This window comes from Clostridium sp. OF09-36 (assembly GCF_003481985.1).
Taxonomy (GTDB): Bacteria; Bacillota; Clostridia; order Lachnospirales; family Lachnospiraceae; genus Brotaphodocola.
The window spans coordinates 23,171-46,693 of sequence record NZ_QUMD01000006.1 but is presented as its reverse complement, the minus strand read 5'-3'; the positions used below and the strand labels follow the sequence as shown (position 1 = coordinate 46,693).

Annotated in this window: 22 protein-coding genes and 2 pseudogenes; 5 read left to right on the top strand and 19 right to left on the bottom strand. The window is 42.3% G+C overall.

Annotated features, from left to right (window positions below; genetic code table 11):
* Positions 1–7: 7 nt before the first annotated feature.
* The 3 genes from DXA97_RS06730 to DXA97_RS06720 are packed head-to-tail and all read right to left on the bottom strand — an operon-like array spanning position 8 to position 2,777.
* Entirely contained in the window at positions 8–1,798 is a 1,791-nt protein-coding gene (locus DXA97_RS06730) for a Mov34/MPN/PAD-1 family protein (protein ID WP_118719067.1), read from the bottom strand.
* Between the two features lie 3 nt (positions 1,799–1,801).
* On the bottom strand, positions 1,802–2,503 hold the full coding sequence (locus tag DXA97_RS06725; protein ID WP_118719065.1) for a hypothetical protein: 702 nt from the start codon (positions 2,501–2,503) through the stop codon (positions 1,802–1,804).
* Between the two features lie 13 nt (positions 2,504–2,516).
* The gene (locus tag DXA97_RS06720; RefSeq protein WP_118542849.1) at positions 2,517–2,777 is read right to left on the bottom strand and encodes a hypothetical protein; all 261 of its coding nucleotides are present in this window, start codon (positions 2,775–2,777) and stop codon (positions 2,517–2,519) included.
* Positions 2,778–3,116: 339 nt separating this feature from the next.
* On the opposite strand from DXA97_RS06720, the gene DXA97_RS06715 reads away from it, so the two are divergent.
* Together DXA97_RS06715 and DXA97_RS06710 are read left to right on the top strand one after the other, a co-directional pair.
* Positions 3,117–3,614: a sigma-70 family RNA polymerase sigma factor gene (locus DXA97_RS06715; RefSeq protein WP_118696812.1), complete on the top strand. Its 498-nt coding sequence runs from the start codon at positions 3,117–3,119 to the stop codon at positions 3,612–3,614.
* Between the two features lie 20 nt (positions 3,615–3,634).
* Positions 3,635–4,531, top strand: coding sequence for an RsiV family protein (locus DXA97_RS06710; RefSeq protein WP_118542847.1), 897 nt, complete (start codon positions 3,635–3,637; stop codon positions 4,529–4,531).
* A gap of 183 nt (positions 4,532–4,714) precedes the next feature.
* Here DXA97_RS06710 and DXA97_RS06705 read toward each other — a convergent pair.
* A pseudogene (locus tag DXA97_RS06705) lies at positions 4,715–5,035 on the bottom strand (glucose PTS transporter subunit EIIB); the annotation flags it as partial.
* Positions 5,036–5,072: 37 nt separating this feature from the next.
* On the opposite strand from DXA97_RS06705, the gene DXA97_RS06700 reads away from it, so the two are divergent.
* The 3 genes from DXA97_RS06700 to DXA97_RS06690 all read left to right on the top strand — a co-directional run bounded on the left by DXA97_RS06700 (position 5,073) and on the right by DXA97_RS06690 (position 7,322).
* The gene (locus tag DXA97_RS06700) at positions 5,073–5,534 is read left to right on the top strand and encodes a hypothetical protein (protein WP_118563758.1); all 462 of its coding nucleotides are present in this window, start codon (positions 5,073–5,075) and stop codon (positions 5,532–5,534) included.
* Between the two features lie 112 nt (positions 5,535–5,646).
* The gene (locus DXA97_RS06695) at positions 5,647–7,017 is read left to right on the top strand and encodes a hypothetical protein (RefSeq protein ID WP_118542845.1); all 1,371 of its coding nucleotides are present in this window, start codon (positions 5,647–5,649) and stop codon (positions 7,015–7,017) included.
* Positions 6,909–7,322 carry a hypothetical protein gene (locus DXA97_RS06690; protein WP_341460297.1) on the top strand — a complete coding sequence of 138 codons (414 nt, stop codon included), beginning with the start codon at positions 6,909–6,911 and terminating at the stop codon, positions 7,320–7,322. The genes DXA97_RS06695 and DXA97_RS06690 overlap by 109 nt, the downstream gene beginning before the upstream one ends.
* Positions 7,323–7,359: 37 nt before the next feature.
* Here the strand turns inward: DXA97_RS06690 and DXA97_RS06685 are convergent, their stop codons facing one another.
* The 15 genes and pseudogenes from DXA97_RS06685 to DXA97_RS06615 form a co-directional block, all read right to left on the bottom strand.
* The gene (locus tag DXA97_RS06685) at positions 7,360–7,947 is read right to left on the bottom strand and encodes an SOS response-associated peptidase family protein (RefSeq protein WP_118563161.1); all 588 of its coding nucleotides are present in this window, start codon (positions 7,945–7,947) and stop codon (positions 7,360–7,362) included.
* A gap of 10 nt (positions 7,948–7,957) precedes the next feature.
* Positions 7,958–8,272, bottom strand: a complete 315-nt coding sequence (locus tag DXA97_RS06680) for a hypothetical protein (RefSeq protein ID WP_243032085.1) — start codon at positions 8,270–8,272, stop codon at positions 7,958–7,960.
* A gap of 18 nt (positions 8,273–8,290) precedes the next feature.
* Positions 8,291–9,553 (bottom strand): DNA polymerase IV, encoded by a 1,263-nt coding sequence (locus tag DXA97_RS06675; protein WP_118542842.1) that lies wholly within the window; start codon positions 9,551–9,553, stop codon positions 8,291–8,293.
* Positions 9,554–10,721: 1,168 nt separating this feature from the next.
* Entirely contained in the window at positions 10,722–10,970 is a 249-nt protein-coding gene (locus tag DXA97_RS06660; protein WP_118696810.1) for a YodL domain-containing protein, read from the bottom strand.
* Complete coding sequence (locus tag DXA97_RS19905) at positions 10,936–11,187, bottom strand: hypothetical protein (protein ID WP_118656554.1); 252 nt, start codon at positions 11,185–11,187, stop codon at positions 10,936–10,938. The genes DXA97_RS06660 and DXA97_RS19905 overlap by 35 nt, the downstream gene beginning before the upstream one ends.
* On the bottom strand, positions 11,165–11,602 hold the full coding sequence (locus DXA97_RS06655; protein WP_118542839.1) for a single-stranded DNA-binding protein: 438 nt from the start codon (positions 11,600–11,602) through the stop codon (positions 11,165–11,167). Before DXA97_RS06655 ends, DXA97_RS19905 begins: the two co-directional genes overlap by 23 nt.
* A gap of 25 nt (positions 11,603–11,627) precedes the next feature.
* Positions 11,628–12,356, bottom strand: coding sequence for a hypothetical protein (locus tag DXA97_RS06650; RefSeq protein ID WP_118542838.1), 729 nt, complete (start codon positions 12,354–12,356; stop codon positions 11,628–11,630).
* A 330-nt stretch (positions 12,357–12,686) separates the two neighbouring features.
* Entirely contained in the window at positions 12,687–13,244 is a 558-nt protein-coding gene (locus tag DXA97_RS06645; protein WP_118542837.1) for a DUF4313 domain-containing protein, read from the bottom strand.
* A gap of 976 nt (positions 13,245–14,220) precedes the next feature.
* Positions 14,221–15,252, bottom strand: a complete 1,032-nt coding sequence (locus DXA97_RS06640) for a hypothetical protein (RefSeq protein ID WP_118542836.1) — start codon at positions 15,250–15,252, stop codon at positions 14,221–14,223.
* Between the two features lie 991 nt (positions 15,253–16,243).
* Entirely contained in the window at positions 16,244–17,650 is a 1,407-nt protein-coding gene (locus DXA97_RS06635; RefSeq protein WP_118542835.1) for a hypothetical protein, read from the bottom strand.
* Positions 17,651–18,066: 416 nt separating this feature from the next.
* Positions 18,067–18,201, bottom strand: coding sequence for a hypothetical protein (locus DXA97_RS21495; protein ID WP_279220375.1), 135 nt, complete (start codon positions 18,199–18,201; stop codon positions 18,067–18,069).
* 108 nt (positions 18,202–18,309) lie between these two features.
* Positions 18,310–19,878: pseudogene (gene dnaX, locus DXA97_RS06630) on the bottom strand (DNA polymerase III subunit gamma/tau); the annotation flags it as partial.
* A 28-nt stretch (positions 19,879–19,906) separates the two neighbouring features.
* Positions 19,907–20,362, bottom strand: coding sequence for a hypothetical protein (locus tag DXA97_RS20770; RefSeq protein ID WP_243032088.1), 456 nt, complete (start codon positions 20,360–20,362; stop codon positions 19,907–19,909).
* Positions 20,363–20,802: 440 nt separating this feature from the next.
* Positions 20,803–21,789, bottom strand: a complete 987-nt coding sequence (locus tag DXA97_RS06620; RefSeq protein WP_118542831.1) for a hypothetical protein — start codon at positions 21,787–21,789, stop codon at positions 20,803–20,805.
* A complete protein-coding gene (locus DXA97_RS06615) occupies positions 21,786–23,483 on the bottom strand; it encodes a hypothetical protein (RefSeq protein WP_118719055.1) in 1,698 nt (565 codons plus the stop codon). Before DXA97_RS06615 ends, DXA97_RS06620 begins: the two co-directional genes overlap by 4 nt.
* Positions 23,484–23,523: the final 40 nt, after the last annotated feature.

Genomic DNA, 23,523 nt, shown 5'->3' with positions numbered 1-23,523 from the left:
TCTCCGATTATAATAATGCGACCAACTGATCAGCATAACCACATCCACACAGCAAAGGATCTCCTTTTCTCCAGGTAAGCTCCTCTGCTGAGATCAGAAAATGATGATCCTGCGGACAGTAATCTTTTCGCAGGCCGCGGTCAATGGAATATACATGGAAAATACCTTCAAAAAATCGTGCCATTTCATACGATGGAACATAAATGGCCTTTGTCTTTTCCTGCCCCACCAGCACAATATAGTGGCTTCCATTTCCGATGCTCTTGTTGTAGACCTGATGAAACCAGCCCAAAACCCAGGACAGCCGATCCTCATCGGAATCATACACAACGGTTTTCATCTGTTCTTCTGTGAGAAAAATCTGTTTATCTGCCCCTAGTACGGCACGATAAACTTTCCTGTCATCGCCGCAGGATACCACGCCGTAAAGTCCAGGAAATGTTTCATCCTCATCATCTGTGGCAGAGAAAAAGGCCGGGATCCTGCCATGGGAATGAAATTCTCCAACCTTTACCAATCCTGAAACTTCATAACACTCTAAATAAGGCTCCCGTTCTGCTTCAACGGATGCATGATATACCTGCTGAAAGGGCACAAACCACTTAAAGCTCTTTCTTTTGGGGTCATAAAAAAGATGCACAGCTACTTCGCTGTCACAGTTTTCGCAAAAAAACCGTGATATAGCTAACCAATAAGAAATATCCACTTTTTCAAGTTTCCAAATAAAGAGTTTCTGGTCACTTTCCAATGAGCTTCCGCAGTAAAAGCATGGATGGTTCAGAATATCATAGATTTCTCCCTGATGCATCACCCGCTGTCTTCCGATAGAAAGCTGCATTTTATCCAATGTTTCCTTATCATCCGCACCTTTTTTGCTGCCCTTTGTTCCCACATACAGAATGTTCTTATCTTTTCCGAGCCAGGTAAATACTGCACCTGCCAGCCGGTATTCCAGATGTCCTTTTGCATCCAGAAAATTCAGCAGATCCTCTTCCGTGACGGACTTTTTACCGCCAAAATCCTCTGAAGATAAGTCATATGAGGTAAACATCAGGGATAACTTAACTCCGTCAATGGCATACTTGGTCACTTTAACCGTACTGGCACTGGATACACCAGCATACTTCGGGCCAAGATAGTATTTTTCGCCACACGGGTACAGATCATATAAGGATCCATAACCCTCAAGTTCCTTGAGCTGTTCTTCAAGTGTCTCTGCTTCTTCGCTGATTCCAATGGTAAGCTCTTCTCCTGCCTTCAGCACCCTGATCTCTTCTGTATCTTCAAATGGTACGGTGATTGCAGAAGATTCTGCCGGAAGGAGCACAACATTGTTTTCGTTTTTAAACAAAGTAAGCTTTAATCCGCTAAGCTCCTTGCTCTTTAACACATACTCAAACAGATTTGTAAGATCCACCTCACCTGTTAATGCCGTAACATCCACTGCTTCTGCCCCAAAGAACACCTGCATTCCGTCAACCGTGATGGTTCCTTTTTCCACTCCTTCATGGTTCTTTGGGCGGCACAAATATGCATCCTCTTTCTTTGAAACATCACAGATTGCAAAGAATGGGCCCTGCTCTGCCAGAAACTGCTTCACTTCTTCCTCTGTTCCCGTTCCCTCCGTCATCACCAGATCACCAGCAATACTCTTTAACGTAAGGGGCAGCTTGTAAACCGTTTTCGGCGCAGATTTTTTCTTCTGCTTTTCTTCCTTCTTCTTTCTCGGTGCCTCTTTCTTCTTTGCCTCAGCCTTCAGCTCATTAAATTCCTCAAAATCAAAAAAACTCATCTGCATAACCTATTTTCCTCCTCTTATCGCAACACATAAATTGCTTAATTGATTTCCATTTTCCTTCAGCCATTTCTGCGGGAACACTTCCATTTCCTTAAGTGTTTCCAAAAGACCGGACTGTTCTTTAAATTCCGGATGCTCCGCGATCCGGTTCTGGTACAGATCATTATTGGTTTCTGCATCAAAAAATGCCTGGATCAGCTTCTCCGCATCTTTGATCGAAGTCATTTTCGGAAATACCGTATTTCCCCAACATATTTTCCCATTATCATATACATTTCCAAATGGGTAATAACATAACCTGCTGGCCGGCCCGATCATCCCGGATTCATCCCGCTTTAAGGCAAAACAAAAAGAGGCGGATACCATCCCCTCTCTTACCTTAAACAGAAATGCCAGATCCGGAAACACAACCTGCTTTGGCACTCCAAACAGATAAATAACCCCCAGATGTGCCGAAACCGTGATGATCACATCAAAACTCTGTTCCTTATTCTGGATCAGTACCCCGTCATAAAATCCATTTGGTATCTGTCCAATTTCAAGGCATCTCTCCTGCTCTGCTTCAATCGTGCTCATGGCTCTGATGAAATCGGCCATCGTAACTGTTTTTTGAACAGCACTTCCGTCACCGAAGGAAAATTCCACTCGAACTTTTGCGAAAGTTTCCTCATCACTGACTGCTGCCCATTTTACAATATTGCTCACTTTCTCCCTCCTCTTACAGCATTCTCCGTCGTTTCACTACAGAACAGCGCTTGATCTGTTCAAAAAAGCTATGCACCAGTGCCTCCGAATTGTACCGCGTCTGATATGCCCATACTCCGGCATCAAGAACATCAAACAATTCTTCGATTGGAATTTCTCTGGTGATCGGACTCTCCGGTGAAAAAAATGCCGCTTCATTCCGTCGTTCCTTTTGCTTTTTTTCATCCCATCGCTCTTCATAGAGCAGTTCATACATCCGTGTAACCTCGGACATAGTTTCTCTCCTTTCCTGGTTCGTCTATAAAATAAAAAAAGCCAATGCACACTCATGCATTGACTAAAAAAATAGACTACCCCTTTTCAATGATCCATGAAAGATCTCATCCATGGCCAGAGGCCACTATCATCGAAAGAAATAATCTTGTTTTGATTATAACATTGCCCGGGCTAATTAACAAGGAACATTTCTCACTGCAGGATACCATTCCTGGCATATCCCATACATATACGAAGCCATTGCGCGAAAAATATAGATTAAGTTATAATTTCCTTGCAACTTTTTCTTCTCTTTATCCGTCTAATATATGAAAACAAAAAGAAAGGAAAATATGTAATGATCCATTCTAGCGCGCTGGATTCAATTACCGTACAGACCGAACAGGTCCTGATTGAAAAATATGACCGGCTATACCGGTTAGCTTACAGCTATGTTTACAATGAAGATGATGCCCTGGATATTGTTCAGGAAAGCGCCTGCAAAGCGATATGCCAGTGCAACTCCTTAAAAGATCCCTCCAAACTTTATTCCTGGATCTGCAGGATTGTAGTAAATACCACCATGGATCTTTTAAGAAGCAGAAAAAAAGAAGATCTGCCTGGAGAGCTTCCAGAACAGGCATCGGAAGATGTTTACCAGGAAACAGATTTAAAAAATGCCCTAGAGAGCCTGGAACCTCAAAACCGTACCATCGTCGTCCTACGGTATTGCGAAGATATGAAACTGGAAGATATTGCACTGGCTGTAAATGAAAATCTGAGTACTGTAAAAACCAGGCTTTACCGTTCTTTAAAAAAGCTGCGTATCAACCTGGAAGCACCTGACACCAACTAATTCGGAAAGGAGTTCTTACTATGAAAGAAAGCAATCACACTATTGATGAATTAAAGCAGGAATATGAACAGATCCCCGTTTCTCCACATGCCAAAGAACGTATTTTAGCTGGAATTGCACAGGGCAAGGCAGCAACCGCTGTCCAGTCACATTCCACAAAATCAGGCGAACGGAAAAAGAAATCACATATTATTTATATTTTACGGAACACCGGTGCAACTGCTGTGGCAGCCATGGCCGCGCTGGTAATCCTCACAAACATAAACCCTACCATTGCAAATGCCATGGAAAATGTCCCTATCCTTGGCCCAATCTCCAAAATCGTCACCTTCCGGACTTACGAAGACCAGACCAATCACTTTGAAGCTAAAGTGGATGTCCCAGAAATAGAGTCTGCACCGGCAGAGGTCAACCAGAGCATCGAAGAATATGCCAATGCCTTAATCGCACAGTATGAAAGCGACCTGCGCTCATCCCAGGGAGAGGGCAATTACTCGCTCACTTCTTCCTATCAGGTGGTAACGGATACCCCCAACTATCTCTGCCTGCGAATTGATACCACTCTGGTAATGGCCAGTGGAACCGAATATACCAAAGTTTTCACCATTGATAAACGCACCGGCAAAATGATTTCTTTGTCTGATCTTTTCCGCAACAAGCCAGAAATGCTCACTGCGATCAGCGACAATATAAAGGAACAGATGCAGGCACAAATGGCCGCCGATTCCTCTGTCACCTATTTTTACAACAGCGATATGCCAGAATGGGATTTTAAAGAATTACGAGGCGATGAAAGCTTTTATTTCAATGAAAAAGGCGAACTTGTGATCACCTTTGATGAAACGGATGTTGCCCCCGCTTACATGGGCGCGGTGGAATTCGCCATCCCGCAATCAGTAACTGGCACACTGGAATAAGCGGTAAAATACTCCTTCATTAATATAAGGAAGAAAAAGCTGTCGCAAAATCATCAATAGATGATAGCGCTGCAGCTTCCGCTTTCATACAGCAAAAGGGGCTGCGGTTCCATAGATAATCACTCATCTATGGAGCAACAGCCCCTTTCGTATGTCTATAGCATGAAACCAGGGAGGTCGTACTTATTTGCAGAGTTTCTTGAATTCATCTGCAACAAACTGTACCTGGGTTCCAATGATGACCTGTACGGAGGTCTTGCTTGGACGCATCACGCCAGCCACACCGGCGGACTTGATCAGCTTTTCATTGACCTTGGTATAATCCTTGACCTCAAGACGGAGTCTGGTAATGCAGTTATCAATAGAAGCCACATTCTCCGGACCGCCAACGCCTTCCAGAACGATCTTCGCTACTTCCGTGAAGTTGTTATTGGACAGAGTTACCTTGGTCTCATCTGCATCGTCATCCTCACGTCCCGGAGTCTTCAGATTAAACTTGGTAAGGAAAAAATGCATCCATATATTGCTGCTCACAGTCGGCATGATTGGTGTACTTACTGTTCTCTTTTTTACTGGCGAAAGTTGGCTGGGTGGCGGCTGGTATTACATACCTGACAGGGCAATCACCATCGCGCTTGTTTTCTGCATATTCTGGCAGATTGCTTTGATAACAGGGACATTTTTCTTATCAATGCGGGTAAATAAAATCTTCTGTGGGTGGAGGAAAAGAATTGTTATGATACCGATGTTCGCGGCCGCAGCTTTTCTTTTCCTGTTTCTCGCATGGAACTGGCTGCTTTATAGTTTTCAATTTGAGGAAAAGGTGGAGCAGTATGATGAACATATTGCTCTCTATGTAAATAATACGTTTGCAAGAACACGATTTAGATACCCCCATTATATGTACGAGGAAAACTGGCTGTTTATGAGAAACCTAGATGATGAGGAACAGCAAGAAGCAGTTCTGAAATACGGAGATCCAGATAATTATTACAATGACTAAAGACATTTTAACAAAATGCGTAAAGAATACAAATCGGGATTTTTACGACAAAATATGATATGATTTCTGTAAAAATAAACAGGATAACTTTCAATAGGGAGAAAATTGAAAAATGATAGAGACACTCTGGAATTTCTTTCGATTGTATACGGCGGATGCCGATTATTTACCGGACTTTTGGCTCACAATGATACTTCTTTATCTGAATGCAGGTCTGTATCTTAACGATCTATATAATCTGGTGAAGCGAAAGTCAAAAGCAGAAACATTCAGTCTGATGGCGATACCAGGAGTCTTTGCAGTACTCTTTGTGTCGGTGCTATCAATTTTTGCGCATGTGCCGAATCTTCAGAGCACAGCTTCACAGGCCAAACGCCTGAGCCTGATCATAACGACAACGCAGCCACAAACGAACCTTGCGCTGCTTCTTATTGTATTTCTTTATCCAATTCTATGGGGAATCGGGCTCTTACGACAGAGGAGGCATGAGCACGGCAGCCGCAAACGCTGGGTGCTGTCTTGCATTCCTGATTATATTGCATGGATCATATTGATATTGGGCATCGGTTATCACCTGTTTTTCGGGGAAAATATCCTGAATAGTGTTCTGGAAAATGCGAAGGTTGGAGATTTACTGGCCCTTTATGGCTCCTACGGAACCTGGCTCCATATATGGATGTATGGAATTTATATCCTTGCATGTAAGGAAGCGGTACTGCTTGTCGGCCTTTTATCTGAACTTTTGCTTATGCGGATTCCGCTTCGCTACCACAGTGGGCAGAATGCTGTTACCTTTGTCAGCTTTTATTATCTGTTTTGCCAGAATGCCATTTTTCGTGGTATCTCCCTACTGGAAGCTGCGTTGGTGATTCCGCTTTGTGGAGTGATGCTTCGGGAAGCGGCATCGCCTTTCAGCGATTACTCGTCGATTATGATATACGCAGCCTTTATGCTGCTGACAGGCGCAGTGTTTGTCGTTCTTATCGTCATTGGTCCAGTCATGCGGACACTTTCATACTTTTATTCATGGGGACAGCGCAAGCAGATCAGAGAGCTTTTCTGCACGGAATATTTTCTCATGCAGCCGGTTTCCAGAAACAGATCGTTCACGGTCACTTATCATTTTATCATTGATGAACAGGACGCCGCCGGTGTTTACTATCTTCCACTTCTCACAGACATCAGCGGATGGATCTCCCCGAAAAAGAAAGCAGGCAAATGGAAAATGCTCTCTTTCGCAGATGGCAGAACCTTTGAAGTATCAGAGCATGAGGCCGAAGCAGCCAAGGAAATGCTCTCTTATGCGTCAAACCGTCTCTATGCCCAGAAAGTAACTGGAGAAAATAGGAACAATATACCGGACGCAAAGGAAACATGGAACCCACTCATAAATCCAGCAACAACGATATATCAGAAATTGGTCAAGATATTTTTAGGCCTGATGGTTATTCTTTTTATGATGAGCTATCAGATACTGAAGTAATTAAACATCCGGTTTTCACTGCCGGAATAAATCAGGATTGGATTTATTCCGATGATGGCACAGCACAGTTCTGGCCGGTCGATAACTATTATCCGCCCGGAGAACGGCACACAAATTTTTTAGATTACGATGTTGTGAAACAACACCATACTTTAACGCAGATTTTGATGGGATTGCTACATAATGGCTTTACACTACAGGCTGTGGAAGAAGCTATGCCGTCCCCAGATATGCTGGATATTCCAGGCATGAAGGATGAACTACGCCGTCCCATGATGCTGTTGGTAAAAGCGCAAAAAAGATAATGGGCCCGTGAGCGGAGAATCCTCCTCGGAAATCCCCTTACTGCATATCAAATATAGACAACTGCTCGAATTCCTGCCTCTGCTCCAAAAGCGGAGGTGTCTTCGTCAGAAGTCTTTCTGCCGTGCTCCAGTCCTGGATCCATGGCTGTATTTCCTCTGGTGTCAGTACCAGTGGCATCCGGTCATGTACCGATGATACAGAGCTGTTAGGAACAGTTGTTATGATCGTAAACTGGCTTTCTTTTTCTGTTGGCTGCCAGACACCGGCCATGTAAAGAATATCTGACTGCGGCATGGTAAAAGAGATTTTTTCTTTTTCTTTATTCCATTCATAAAAACCAGCTGCAGGAATTACACACCGGCAATTCCGCACGCTGTTCCGAAATGCAGGCTTCGATAAAATACTCTCGGCCCTGGCATTAATAAGCAGCCAGTCTTGATACTTACTTGTAAATCCCCACCGCATTGCCTCCAGATGCACATTCTTCATTCCAGTCAGAACCATGGCCATATCGGTAGGACGCACATCTCCCACTGTCACTTTCAATTTTGCATCATCAATCTGTTTGCAGATTTTCCTGATTTCCCGCCACATTTCATCATCTATAAAATATCTTCCACACATAAGCTGCTCCTCACACCAGCATCACCCATTTACAAGCCTCCAGGAAAAATATCAGTTTAAATTCCCGAATCAACCCACCAATTACGGCTTCGCATCCATATTCACGGCTCGGTATGCCAGAATAATTCTTTTCTTCCGTATATTTCACTAGGATGTCCTTTACTGTTTGAACCTCCCCGGCATCATCCTCAAACTTAAAATATCTTGGCATAGTCTGGCCAGTTGATGTAAACCATGCCGAACAGGCGATATGGTACATGTTTCCTTTAGGGATCCCGCTATCTACATCTATTCCATATTTTGTTGCTTGCGCAAATCTGGTCACGTTCATCAACCCCTTATATTATAATATTTTCTCCTGGGAATAATCAACCGTCCGCTTTTCCCGGCTGACGCCTCCACCCATATGGTCTATTTCTACAGATCCTGCAGATGGCAAAAAGCATGCCCTTTTTATGCTATCCATTCCAAACCTTTTCCGTATCTGATCCACAGTTTTCTCCATCTTCCGGTATTTTTCATAGTCGATCGTTTCAAAAAATTGCATCTGGCGAAAGGGATCTGATGATACACGGCTGGTATGGATCCCGAGATGCCGCAGCGGAATCCCATTCCACAATTCAGATAAACACCGACAGGCTGCAGCATAAATTTCCAGGGTCAGATCCGTTGGAACAGATAGTGTAATTTGATGTCCGTAAAAACGCAGATCCCAGTCTTTTAGACTGATAGAAACAACGCTAATCTTTACTCCATCTGCCCTTAACCTGGCTGAAATGGTTTCCGATAACGATAAAAGATACTGCCTGGCAGTTTCACAATCCATAACATCATAAGGCGTGGTGAGAGAATTTCCATAGCCTTTGGCCGGCGGAGGTGAGCTGATCACTGCAGATTCATCTATACCATTTGCATATTGCCAAATAAGTATTCCCTGTGACTTCATATGCGCGCGCAAAATTGCAGGATCCATAGCTGCCAGTTCTCCAATCGTATGAAATCCCAATTTTTTCAACTTGTATAAAGAGGCATGGCCCACATAAAACAGATCACCCACCGGAAGATGCCACATTTTTTCTGACATTTCTGATTTCCAGAGCGTATGAACGTGATCCGGCTTCGTAAAATCTGAAGCCATTTTTGCCAGAAGCTTATTTTCGGAAACACCAATATTTACAGTGAACCCTAATTCTGCATGCACACGATTTTTTATTTCATACGCAGTCGTTATCGGATCCTGGCAGCAGCCGGTCATATCCAAAAAAGCCTCATCTATACTATATTGCTCGATCTTGTCCGTATACTCACTTAACAGTTTTATCAGAGCTTTTGAAGATCGGTTATAGAGATCATAATTGGGCGGCACCAGAACCAGGTCCGGACATTTTTCCTTTGCAGAAACAACCGTTTCCCCGGTCTGAATATGATATTTCTTTGCCGGAATAGATTTTGCCAAAATGATCCCATGTCTTTTCTCCTGATCTCCTCCCACGGCACTCACCAGCTGTCGCAAATCCTGCTTTCCCCCCAGATGATGGATCCTGTAACACGCCTCCCAGGATAAAAAGGCGGAATTCACATCTACATGAAAAATAACTTTTTTCATATCCGCTCCTTTAAATCGAACATTTGTTCTATTTTCATTTTAAGCATTTCATTCCCAGATGTCAATATGGGATTTTCAGGCAAAAAAAGCGGCTGACCTTTTCGATCAACCGCTCATAGGTATTATTTCACACATTTAGCATTCTGCTATACCAAGACTCTGCTCCGCAAGATCCTTATACTTCCCAGAGTCCCCGCTGTCTTCCCTTTTTTGCGAACCGCTCCTCTAAATCGAAAATCGTATACGGCGGCTTATATGGCTCTTCGATATAACTCTGAAGAGCTCTAAGCTTGTCCAATACTGCGGCAGGTTATGATAGATTGCATTCAACTCCCGCAAATTTTTGTTCCGGCAGCACCAGCAGCTTACCCTGTCAAGAATGGAATACAGCTCTATGCCTCCCTCCAGCCAGTTATATCCCTTCGCATAACAATACTGAAGGCACTGATATTCAGTCCAGCCCCATTCGACCAATGGATAGCACTTTTCCTTTACTCGGCCAGATTCATCTGCTGCGATCCCTATGTATTCCACCGCAGTTGCTCCGAGTGATTTTACATATTTTTCGCAGGCATTGATCTTAAGGCGTGTCATCCAGCGGCATGGCCCACCGCACCAATAGCTTCCATAGTGCGATGATCCGTCCCGGCACTTGATCCGTCGAAGGAGCATTTCTTCCAGGAAATGCCTTTCCGGCTGTAGAATAACAAGTTCGCACCCATACTGCTCCAATTCCAGTCGGACTTTCTCTATATTTTTCCGAATGCATGAAAACTCCATACCGGTATCAAAATAGACGCAGTGCGTTAACGGCCAGCCCTTTTCCATAAGCCCTAAAACATTGCCATGGAGTCCTTTCCTCCTGAGATGGAGGCAACATATCGTTTTTCTTTTTCCATAATCACCATATTCCAGAACTGGATATGGCAGCACCTGTAGCCTCCCATGCTACTAATCATTCCTGATCCTCACGCTGTTTTCAGGTGCTTTATGCGAAGTACAACACTCTCATCGCAACCTGGTCTACCAGGATCTGATTATTTTCCTTTCTCTGAGTTCTCTTTCCCGGCCTTCAAAACGAGTTCCCCCGTACCAGCAAAAGAAATTTTCTTAAATCCCACAGAATCGCAAAAGAATAATTCTTTGCCATCGATCTGAATAATATCTCCTACCGACATGGAACGCATTGTTTTTCTATTGGGACGATCTGGCGATTTAATCTCTCATACAGACCCTCCATAATTTCTGATACATTCAATGCCGTTCCCTCCTGCTCTTTCACTTCCGTCTCATAAGCAATTTCATAATCCGCGCGAGTAGGATTAAGCTTCAATTTCTGAAGCTGCTCCAGTGAAAGAAACATCATTCTTACCCCGCGTTCATTATTCTCTTTCAGCATCAATATCTCGATCTTCATAATCTTCCTTTTCTCTTTGATAAGCTCTACTCCAGTCAACCGGCTCTCCAAAATAGGCCGGTGTCATATCAACACCGCCATACCCTTCAGGAAAGCGCTCTGTAATATCCGGTATATACTGCTTCATTTTCATTTCCCTTTCATAAAATAAAGAAGGCTCTGAAAAATCAGAACCTCCTCTAGCATGCACATATTTAGTTAAATGGCAAACTCTCATCTTCTACGCCATCCGGTATTGACATAAAGCCATCACCGATCGGCTTTCCCATTTCTGGTGCCTGTTTTCCTCCAGCGGACGCATTTTTACTATCAGCAAATTCCTGATCATCTGCGATGATATCTGTGGTATAAACACGCTGACCTTCTTTGTTGGTGTAACTGCCAGTCTGGATGCGTCCGGACACCAGTACACGCATCCCCTGACGAAAATACTTCTCTGCAAACTCACCTGCTCTGTCAAATGCCACGATATTAATAAAATCGGCAGTCTGCTCATTTCCGTCCTGGCTCTTTCTTGCTCCTCTCCGGTCAACTGCCAGTGTATATCTGGCAACGGCCATGGAGCGCTCACCCTGAGTGTACCTGACTTCCGGATCCCTGGTCAATCGACCCATCAATATAACTCGATTCATGCTCTATCCTCCATTTCATTATTTTTTATTCTTTTACAGATGGTTCCTCAAAAACAATTCGTCGCTGGCCATGAAATTCATCTTTACGTCCATAAAAGGCCAGTTCTTTTCCTTCCCGGTAGGTACGCACAAATTTTGAAAACTCTACATATTTCTCAATCTTTGAGTACTGACCACTAAAAATTACGAACAGGAACTTTTCTTCTGTCGCTATATCCACACAATCTGCCTTATAGCATTTGTTACCCGCAGAAAGGGAAGACGTAAAACGAATTTTATATAAATTCTTTTCTTCCCTGCGCTGCTTAGTGCCATTCTGTCCTCTGCGCTGCTTGCCGCTCCTGATCTGGCTGATACCAATCTGAAGCAACTTACATACATTTTTGAAACTTTCCGATTGTGCAGCTGCGATATCCGTTTTTAAACTGGACGGCTTTCCAGTATCTTTGACAACAATGATATTACTGCCTCCAAGCGCAGACTTTCGGATCAAGGCATTCCGTTCATCATCATAGATAATCAGAATCGTCTTGGCCACTACCACAAAGCGCCCGAGAACTTCCTGGATACCTTCATACGTAACCAAAGTATCATAGTTTAAAACCCCGATGACACTGTTCAAACGGCTCTCCAGGCTTTCAACCGGAATATACGTTTCATTTTTTTCATTCTTCTTAAGTTCCTCTTCTGGAAACGGTGCCTTCAATTCACTCAGCACCTGATCCAAAGATTTTCCATTCACTGTGCCTTTCATCGCACACCTTCCTCCTCTATTTTTGAAAAAAAATAGCCAATGTAACATTCACATTGACTTAATCTAAGAATCCCATTTCAATACAGATGCAGTCACAAACCCACACTCTGTAAAAATAACTTACATGAAAAGCTATTATTAATGGGAGTATAACATTGCCATCAATGCCTGTCAACAGATCTAAGGCCACACCAAACTCTCAGTGCTGCGCTTTGATTTTTAGACTCTGATAGAAGCTTTCCAAAATGCGGCTGACTATTTTCAGCCAGCCGCTATATCCGTAAGATCCGTATTTAATCTGGAAATAGCACGGAATACTTCTTCTTCCTCTCAGGAGAAAACGTTATTTATATAGAAAGCATACGCTACTTCTGCTATCTCCACCTTAAGGAAAGCTGCTTTTTCTGCAGATGACAGACCATCATCCAGTGTCAGATAACGTTCCGTTAAATCATGCATCTTTTTAATTAACGTGTAATCATCCAGATCCTCTTCTTCATCCTCTGATGAGCTCTTTTCCCCGTGGAGTTCCCGGTACGCGCATACTCCGTCCGGATCAAATTCTTCCAGCCGGTCAAGATCAAATGCTACCTTCGAAAAAGTGCAGTATCCTGATACGGCTGTTTCAGGTAAAATTTCTCCCAGCTGATACTTTTTAATGAACTGCAATTTGGACTCGAAAAAATTGTGATCAATGAATGCTTCATTCTTTTTTACATCTTCATGAGGCAGATTTACAGTCAGATTACCAAAGTCCTCCCATTCTCCGTTTTCTTCTTTGTATAATCCAATATAAAGCCGTTTTCTGTCAGCATAGGATAATACTCTGATGATCAAATCCTCATGGCCACATTCCCAGTCATACCCCAGTGTTTTAAATTCTTTCATAGTTATCCTCTCTTTCCTGTTTTCATTTTCCTGGTTTTCTTAAAAATAAATCATTTTTTCACAGGTCATTGCATATTGATTGAAACAACTAAATAAAGATTCCATCGCGGCAAAACCGGATAAAATCCACTTTCATAAGTTTCATCGACATCGTCCTCCTTTCTGGCACGAAAAAAGGAACCTCCGACAGGAAGTTCCTCCAATGTGTATATATTCTGTTTATTTGCAGAATTCCTCCATTACTTGGTCTTAACTGACTCTCACTTTGCCAGAAGCAAATATAATTGAAATGAAAGAATTTGTAATTATTTTACCATTGAATTCTTTCCAAAGCAAGGATTGTTATACTAAAAAGCAAATAATCAAACAGATATGCTTGTGCAGCTGACATTCTATAAATATAAAAAATATAAAAGACATAGAAGACATAGAAGACATGGATCTCTTTGGCGTATATATAGGGATTCCCGATAGATATTTCAGGCAATATTTGCAAACAATAGGTATTATTTTCTGATAGAGTTGAAATAAGGTTCTTTTGGATGATTTATTTCCTCTTCACAATCACTCTCTCCGTAAGGGGCTAGTCGCGGAACGCGTTTTATTTAAAAGAGCTAAAAAACATAAAAAAATTCAAAGACATAAAAGACATGTAAAAACATGAGTAATTTTCTGCTGTCAAAGGAGCTATTTCAGGCATTATTTTTTGGATCAGCCGATTTTTAGAAGCAAATGCAGTTTTTATTTTGAGAAAGATGATTTTCTGATGAAAAGAATGGTTTTTTTATAAAAAGGGTGATTTTTTTCTGGATCAAATAAAAGAAATTGTGGATAACCGACCTGGAAATTTAGATATTGCTGAAAAAAATACACATTGAAAAGCAATAAATAGGAAAAAAATTACCCAGAAAACGGGTATGAAAATACAGAATGGAACGAGAAATAGGCATCCTAGCGGATGCCGGTGAAGCGCAACTTATGCAATTTGTGGATTTTGGATTAATTCCCTTATGATGGATCGAACGAGCGAGCCAGGCCCTTTCTTTGCATCATAGAGTTTTGTGAGGATATAACGGTTATAGAAAAGGTGCAGTGCATCAAGAACCGTACCAATTTCATAGTCCTGTGCCATGATGGTAAGATCATGATACTGAGTTTCTTCAAAATCATAGATAGGAAGTAAATGCTCAGCATCCAGGGTAGGTGTCTGATCGAAGGCAATGCCATATTCTGTTTTCAGAATCTCCTCATACTGCATTCTCTCTCTTAACTTGTCCTCAAACAGGTAAGTGTTAAAGGTGCGGATCACATCATCCATTTCAGTGGTAAAAGAAACAATTTCGGAGTAGGCTTCCTGACGGACCTGGTTTTTGGTAGTCGCTCCATTAAAACAATCATTGAGCTTTGCAGCAATATAGCGTTTTTTCCTGGTGTACTCTTCCTTAAAAATAGTTTTGAAGGAGTTGGCATGATCCAAAATCTGCTTTACCACACCTGGTTTTACATATTTTGGTAAACCGGCAAGTAATTCTTTAAATGTGAGTTTGGCCACGGCCAGCTTTGCAGAACTCTGAAGTTCAGTGGTGATCGCTTCACAAAGAAGCATAAGGATCACTCGTAGCTCATTAATGGATTTGATCTGCAGGAGCTGCTCAAGCAAATCATATGTACACTGGATATAACCACCGCCAAGACCGATAGGATTATACATTTTGGTGTAGTCATGGATTGTAAAGGTATACTCTTCTGTGACCGGATCCATAGATACATCAAAAAAGCCGCAGGACTCCAACCGGAGAATATTGCTGCGAACGGTTTTGATGTTACAATCAAGTGCTTGTGCCAGATCTTCCAAATCGAGTGGTGAAGTGATGCCGGTATTTGCGTTGGCATAGAAATGGATCAGAATGAACAGCCGAACAGAGCAGCTTTTTAATAGCTGCTTCTCGAATGAAGTATGAATGATTTTCTTTATGGATGGAATGCTTACATTCGCAAAACGTTTCACTCTGGATCCACCCCCTTTCCGCAATGTAATGTTAATTATAAAGGGAAATAAAAAAATTTGGAATATTGCCAAAGTGTGGGAAAACGGGTAAAAAAGGACTGTTTTGTGAGATGTGTTAATGAGAAAATAAATGGGGAAAATAAGACTGAAAATGGGGGAAGTATTGTAAAATAAGGGTTTTTCCGGGAAAAACTACCGCACTTTACCGAAAATGGTTACCGCACTTTACCGAAAATAGCTACTGCACTTTACCGAAAAATTTACCGCAGTTCTCCGAAAAATATAGCGCAGTTCTCCGAAAAAACTACCGCAGTTCTCCGAAAAAGCTACCGCAGTTTACCGAAAAAGCTACTGCAGTTCTCCGAAAAAGCTTAGCGCAGTTTACCGAAAAGCTATAGTATTTTGCCGAAAGGCTACTGCAGTTTATTGAAAAATAGTTGTATTTGCGCTGAAACGGGCCGATTAGCGCAGTTCTCCGAAAAGTGGAGCATCTAGCTGGAACTGTTTAGCTAGTGCAGTTTACCGAAAAATAGCTGCATTTGGGCTGGAACTGACCAGATAGCGCAGTTCTCCGAAAAGTTGGTTATCTGGCGGAGCCGTTCAGATAGCGCAGTTTACCGAAAAGTAACGCAGCTGAGGTAGAGCCGTTCAGATAGCGCAGTTTACCGAAAAGTAGTACATCTGAGCTGGAGCCGCTTGGATAGCGCAGTTTACCGAAAAATAGCTGCATTTGGGCTGGAATTGACCGGCTAGCGCAGTTTACCGAAAAGTAGTGTATCTGAGTCGAAGCTGTTCAGATAGCGCAGTTCTCCGAAAAGTGGCTGTATCTGAGCTGCAGCTGTTTAATTACTATACTATGCAAAAATGTATCTGTATTTGAACTGCAGTTGATCGGTTAATGCATTTTCTAAAAATTACTAAAGATATTTGGTTTGAAGTTATGTAGCCACCACATGATAGAAAACCGAGAACAGTATGTCCTCGGTTCGAGTTACTTTTTTTTGATGAAGTGCAGCTTCATTTCGTTTAAAGTACTTACAGTTGGAATTCCCAAAAGTTCTTCAGAGAAAACCATATAAGGATAATGCTCTTTCAATGTAGTCTTTTTTTCCAACAACTCATAAGCTTTCGAAAAAGCACGCTTTAATAGAGTATTTTTATTCGCTGTACGGATTGTATTGTTAAGCGCTTCTACTAATTGAGGAGAGCGATCAAAAATATCCCGAACGGTGATACATACATTTTCGTCTGTAGATTGCTCAATCATTGTCACAATGGCGAAAACAATCTCTACGGCGCGTTTATTTCTTTCTTTAGCAATTGATGTATAAATGATATCGGTATGTTCTGATATTAAGAACTTTGCAGGTTCAGTAATCTTATTTAAGTTGAGTTTTGACTGTCGTACCTTTACATTATACAGTGTCTGAATTAAGCGAAGCATGTAGGGAGAGGAAAAACGTATTGTGTTCGTGGTGTCATCATAACCCAGTGAAACCAAAAGCGGTAAAGCGGATCCGATTCGTTTTGGATATTTTGGATCGCGAATAATCCCGTAGATGGTTTGGAATGCTCCTGTCTTATTTCGCAGCATGATTATATCATTATCACTTAAATTACGTCCTTTCCCCATAAGTTCGGCCAAATCGGGTAAGTAAATAGTAAAACTTTCGTTTATCGCATACTGGTTTTGGTTGATAGTATTTTTAATATCGGCAAGAATAATACTGTAAAATAGTTTTAATAAGGGCAGATCAAATTCACCGATTTCAACAACCTTACCACGACTAATTTCTTCCAGTTTTGCTTCTGATACAGGTACTCCTTCAAAATAAAGTTTTCCGGTATTAGCATCATAATTGAGGCCATCTGTTGATTCCAGAGGTGTTAGATATGCACTTCCGCTTTTGCGTAAACTTAAACCAGATTCATACTCCTGATCAATGATCAGGGAGATGTGCTTGGTCAATGAAGTATCGACATAGTCTTTTTTTCTTGTTCGGTTGGTCCTTTTTTTGGTTTCGTGTTCTATGGATTCTAGAGAAGATGCATTAGGTTGTGCGTTGTATGCGTTATCAGCGGCAAAAACCGGCAGCTCCTGAAGAACCACTTTGAGAGCCTCATATACACGATTTTCATTTTCTGTCAAAGGTGGGCCAGACTTCATACGAGCTTGAAGTTCCTGAAAGTGCAGGGCATAATGTTCGGGAATTGGCGCATATACTTTTCCGGTTTCAGGATCCTTTGACCACCACTCATTTTCGGTTTGATAATTGATCTCATGACCAACAGGTACCATCTCGGTTTCAACATCAATGGGGTGCTCTTTTCCATCTTTATCTGTTACTGAAATCTGAACAGTTTTCTTTTTATTTAATAAATCTGAATCTTTTTCCATTATTCACGCTCCTAAAAGCTAAAAAATAAACCCTAGCTTATATTATACAGAAAGAGTGGATTTCCTGCAAGACAAATGAAAGTAGAAGGGGAATTGTTTAAGATTGACTCTTTTGTAAGGTATCATAAGTACTGTGAGAGGTATAAAAAAGAAAAACTGATAAACTGCAGCTTTTATAATTGGCTGCAGTTTATCAGTCTATACATACTAACTATTGAAAACGCTGTGTAGAAATGATATGCACTTTAGGTGTTGAAGGCCGGAAGTTAATGGGCTTCCCAATCATTGTGCATATTCTAGGTTCCTTAGTGAAATCCAACCATTTTAAAATAGAAATCCACCAATTCTTCATTGTCTCCAGCAATCAGTTCAAGAAGCACATATAGTGGATCTTCCTCGTTTCGCAATTTTTCAAGTTATGCAGTAATGGTAGAAATTGTATCTTCGTAGTCATCGGCATCAGTAATATCGTTTAAATTACTAATGTCAATACCCATATTTACAAGTATATTTGCGATTATAGAAACATCCAGATCATCAATGAAATCCATATATATCCCCCTATTCTAAATAAAATTTTTTACAGTATAGTTCCGTAATCATGTGTGATAAGTATTCATGAGGACCATAAACAATTGCGGTTCATGGTCCCTGTGTAGTTAGCAGATTGTAATGTTTTTTATGCCACTTGCAGCAATAAATAACAGGATATCTTCTTTGTATTCTGGCAGCACCTTAAGTAAAAGGTTCTCTTCCTGCGTGATCCACTCAGCAGAAAGAAGTTTTTCCTTTATGACAGGGTCATTGCTGATTCTCTCGGACAAACTTTTTTGTGCAAGTTCTCCCGCAGAAAGAGCCGCAGAAGTTTCAGAAACTGTTGCTGTCTCTTGGAAAGAAGTGCCAGTTTCCTCTGCACTTTCAAAAAATCCGGGTTCGTCCGTATTATCAAAGGAGTCAAAGCCCCAGTCACCAAAAAGTGCGTCAAAATCTGTAGTTTCTGTTTGCGCAACTTCAGAGGTTTTGGAAGGAGTGATTAAAACAGGTACACTCTCCTCGGGTAAGTCGGGCTGAGCAGAGCTATTGGAAGTTATCGGGATATTGGTTTCTGCTTCCAGAGCCGTATCGACCGGTTTCGAAAATCCGACGGATTTTATAGACTTTAGTTCGGCAGACAGCCTGAACATCTGATCTTCCAATGATTTTAATTTTCCAGCAAGACCTGATTCACCAGTGTTCAGATCTTTTGTCGCATGGATATAGGCTGCTATTCCGCTGCCGGCAGCATTTTTTAGTTCATCATTCAGCCAGTTTATTTTAGCAGACAGCTCGCAAAGCCGTTCTAGTGTATAGTTTTCTGCGATAGCTGAAGATGATGATGGCTGCCCTGTTTTGGCCAGCAGCAAGGATGTGGATTCATTTAGGAGCTCTTCCGTAAGGCTTAGAAGAGATTTTCCGCTTTTGGCAATGGAATTTAAAGATTCCAGCAGCTTTGTGTAATTTCCAGAAAGCATCGCTTGGATGATTCGGAGCAGCTCATCTTTTTCAGACATCCCGAGAACAGATCGAACGACATCAGCCGTGATTTCATCTTCGCCATTTGATAGCTGTTCCAGCAGTTTTAAGGCATTTCGCATCGCACCACCAGAATAGGAAGCAATCAGTTCTGCAGCTTCCGGCTGAATACGGATTTGAAATTCTGTCGCAACTTCAAGAAGATGTTCACAGATGATGGCCTCTGGGATCTGCGTGATGGTATAGCAGGCAGATCGCGACCGGATGGTTGCCGGGATCCGGTCTGCTTCTGTTGTGCAAAGAATGATCAGTGCATAAGCTGGTGGTTCCTCCAGTGTTTTTAAAAGGGCGTTGAAAGCCTGACGGGAAAGCATGTGTACCTCATCAATGATAACGATTTTCCGCTTTCCGAGTGGGCGCTCGTGTAGCCAGTCTGTCAGGTCCCTTACATGATCAACTCCGGTGTTACTGGCACCGTCGATTTCCAGAAAGTCTACAGATCCACTAGATACAGATCTGCATCCATCACAGGTACCGCAAGGGTTTCCATTCTTATCTTTGTTTTTACAGTTTGCTGCCGTGGCCACGATCCTGGCAAGTGTTGTTTTCCCGGCCCCGTACTGCCCGGCCAGAATAATTACCTGAAAGAATTTGTCGCAGATGGACTGCATTCTCAGATTATTTACAGTAAATTCCTGCCCCTTTACCTCATCGAGGTTTTTGGGCGTATCTTGGTATAAAGAGTCATAATTCCCCCTCTTTCATCATCTGGAACAGGAGTTCCAGAAAATCATGTTTTGTGTAGAGTAGCTTTTTGCCCCGGATATTGTGTGCCTGTTCAGAAATCTGGTAAGCCTGTTTAGCAGAAATAGGCAGTTCCGTCATATACGGGAATAATTTGCTTCCAACAAGTTTATGCAGGTATTGATCTGCATAGATGGCTTCCAAAAGCCTCACGATTGCCAGACGGGCGGCCGGTGAAAATGCTTCCAAAGCAAATTCGTCTTTTTCTTTCAGGAGACCGAAGGTTGACAGAAGATCCGCATGATTTTGTTGGTTCAGTGCTTTTATCATTCTGGCGGTCATAGATATGAAAGCGTCATCAGCATTTAGCTGTCGGAATAGTCCGGGACAGCCATTAGAAGCTGTAACCACCTCTAATGATACAAGATCTCCCTGTTCCATAAAAAACTGTGCCATATCATCTTCATTTACCGGAAGAAAACGGATTTCAAAGCATCGGCTGCATACCGTGCGGATCAAAGGCTTGTGTGCTATAAAAATGAATACACATTGCCCGTCTTCCAACTCTTTTAGCAGGCTGTTGGCCACGTTTGGGGTCATCTGATTCGCATTATCAATCAAAACAACGCGGCGCACAGTACTGGAATAGGAAATAAATTCTCTTAGGTCCTCCGTATCAGACAATTTGATGCTTGCCTGGTCACAGTCCAGACAGAAAAAATCTGCGCAGGAATGGAGTGGCTTATCAAGTCTGATGTCCAGGAGAAAGTGTGCCAGGATATCTGCACAGGTCCGCTTTCCAGTACCCTGAGGGCCTGACAGAATTAAATGCTGAGCATTTTTTTGTCCTTTGTCCATGTATTGCTTCAGAGCATTTTTCACATATGGGTTTAAAATCAGTTTTTCAAACATTCCTCTCCACCTCGAAAGACCTCATAACCCAGATAGTCGCAGAAAGCTTTCCGGGTCTTATCGGTCGGATGCATACGGTCAGACTCGAAAAAGATCTGATCGATAGAATTCAGCTCTTTGCTCATTCGTACTGCGTTGGTGACAATAACTGCCTCCTTGGTTTTAGGCGGTGTCGTTCCATTGGCAGCTTCCAGAATATGTAAAAGTGCGGACATATCCGTAACTCGTTTCTCCTGTTCTAATCGGCTGTTTGTGCAGACTGCCATTAAAACCGCATCTGTGGAGGAACTCAAAAGGCGGGCCCGGTCCGTGAAGATGCCTTCCGCAGCGCTGAGTGTGAGCTGGGAAAGCACGCCGCTTGCGTGAAGAAGCGCACCGGCAATGACCAGCGATGGATCCGGCCGGATCACTTCATTTGGGCTGCCTTCGCAGATAGTAAGCGCCATATCAGCCAGGTTTGCAACATTGATGGTATGCTTTAAAAAACCGCCAAAGTATGGATGTGTGGCTTCCTCGGTCAGTGGGAATTCCAAAAACCGTTCGTATCTGGCAGTCCCCATACCGAATACAGCGCAGCATAAACTATACAATTTGGGATCCTCAATTTCATCGAGGAGTTTTTTTAAGAGGGTGATACTTTGTTCTACATCGTAGCTGGACAAAGTAACCCGGAAATCTGCCGGATCGTATGTTTCAGCCGGACTGATCCGGACAATCCGCAGCGTACACTGCTCCCGGAAAAGCTCAACTTTTCCGACAACACGGACAATTTTTCCAACATAGTTATCCGTTTCATCCGAGATGTGTTCGGACCAGCATTTTCCGTATACAATACCACTCTTATCACTGAGCGTAAGGTCCTGCCAGCGCCGGCCATCCGCGATCGACAATTTGACATTCCGAAGTAAAAACTCCGTTGCAATTTCCTTTTCGACCATGTTGGCCAGGTCCTTGATAAAAAATTTCTTCATAATGATATCTCCTCCGTTAAAAAATGCTGATCATAATATTTTTTGATCAGCTCCAATAATTTTTCGTTTTCCGGATAGTCAAATCCTCTTTCAAATTTCAGAAGAGAATTATCTACACCACGAAAACGCGTAAAATACAGTTCCCCGCAGCGGGCAAACACTTCCGTTGGGACCAAATAGTAATCCAGGTTGTATTTGCTGTTTCCATTCAGCCGTGCTTTTAAATCCGGATCTTCACAATCCGAAAGATATTCCTGCAGGCAGGCCTCATACTGAAGCCGGATTTCTTTGAAATCATAGCCTTCACTCAGCATTCCATGAAAGTGATCGTACATGTGCAGAAATTCGTGGACGTAGCTGCTAGGGGAGCGGACATCAATGCATACGCACTGGTAGGCCGGGGAATAAAGGCCGGAAGCATGGTGTCGGCCAAGCTTGCGGAAACGAATGGAAGCATCATAGGGATGCTTTCCCAAAATATCCCCAAGAGCAAGAAATTCTTTTTCCAGTTCCTGCATTTTGTCAAGATCACAGTCTTCGTCTACCTCTATATAGAGGTAAACTGTTAAGAAACGGCTCTCTTTCATGTAATCCTGATGCTTTGGCGGAATATTCTTTTTGGTCATAAATGCATTGGCTACCTCTGTGTTATTTCGATGATAGCGCTCATCCGCTTCCTGCATTTTGTGCTGTTCCATCAGGGCTTTTATAATGATGAGATATCCCTCTGGAATATTATCATTACATAGAAAATCCACTGTGCTGATAGAATACTGATTTAAGATCGGCAGGATCTGCTGCAGGAGTGAAAATTGAAATATAATTCCGTGCGCTTGTTGGCCGGCTATTCGCTCCTTTACAGGAATTTCCAGCTTGTCAAAAAATTGCATGACTTCTGGATACAAAACCTGCTCTTTTTCATAAGCATATACGGTACACATTTTCCCAAAAGCCTGGTATCTACGGGCAATTTCATCCAGAATGGACATATAGACCAGGTCATGGTCTTTAGACTCAATGGAATGGATGTAGCGCTTGTATTCAATCCGGATACGTTCTATGACTGCCAGTGTTGCAAGATAATAGGAATCCCATAAGATACATTTTCTCTTATCGTCTTTCAAATAGATTTTGCGGTTCCGGTTTCTGGGCTTTAGTTTTCCGAAGACCAGAAAGTATTCATTTTCAAATACAGTCATTTGAAAAATACAGTCCGTTGGCATACCGGTTGCTCCAACCAGCCTCGTTACCTGCTCATCATGGCATTGCGATAGAGAAATGCTAAATCCCAGAATCTCCTGCAGTTTTTCAGAAATCTCCTGTTCCGTGATCTGACCGGCCAGAAAATCTTTGTAAAGGGTATTTACAAAAGGATCGATCACCTTTTTCCAGTAGGTCTTGATCAGATATTCCGTGAAATCTTTTCGGCTGTTGCTCTTTTTCCAGAATTGGTCTCTGGAAAATAATTTGAAAAAGTCATTCATGGAATAAGTCCGGCGGGTTTTGATCCGGAGCAGTGACTGGATCCGGTCCTCTCCTTTGGCCAGATAATTGGTAGTCACCGTATTTTCTGGCAGAAAATCAAAAAGGTCGAAAAAATCTTCATCCGAAGATTCCATCGCCCCCTCATTTGTGTCTGGTTCATTGAAATTGAATAGCGCAGACAAATTGTACGGCAGTTGTAAAATAGCCATAGGTTCCTCCTCTCTTTGTTGTGAATGCACAAAAAAAGAC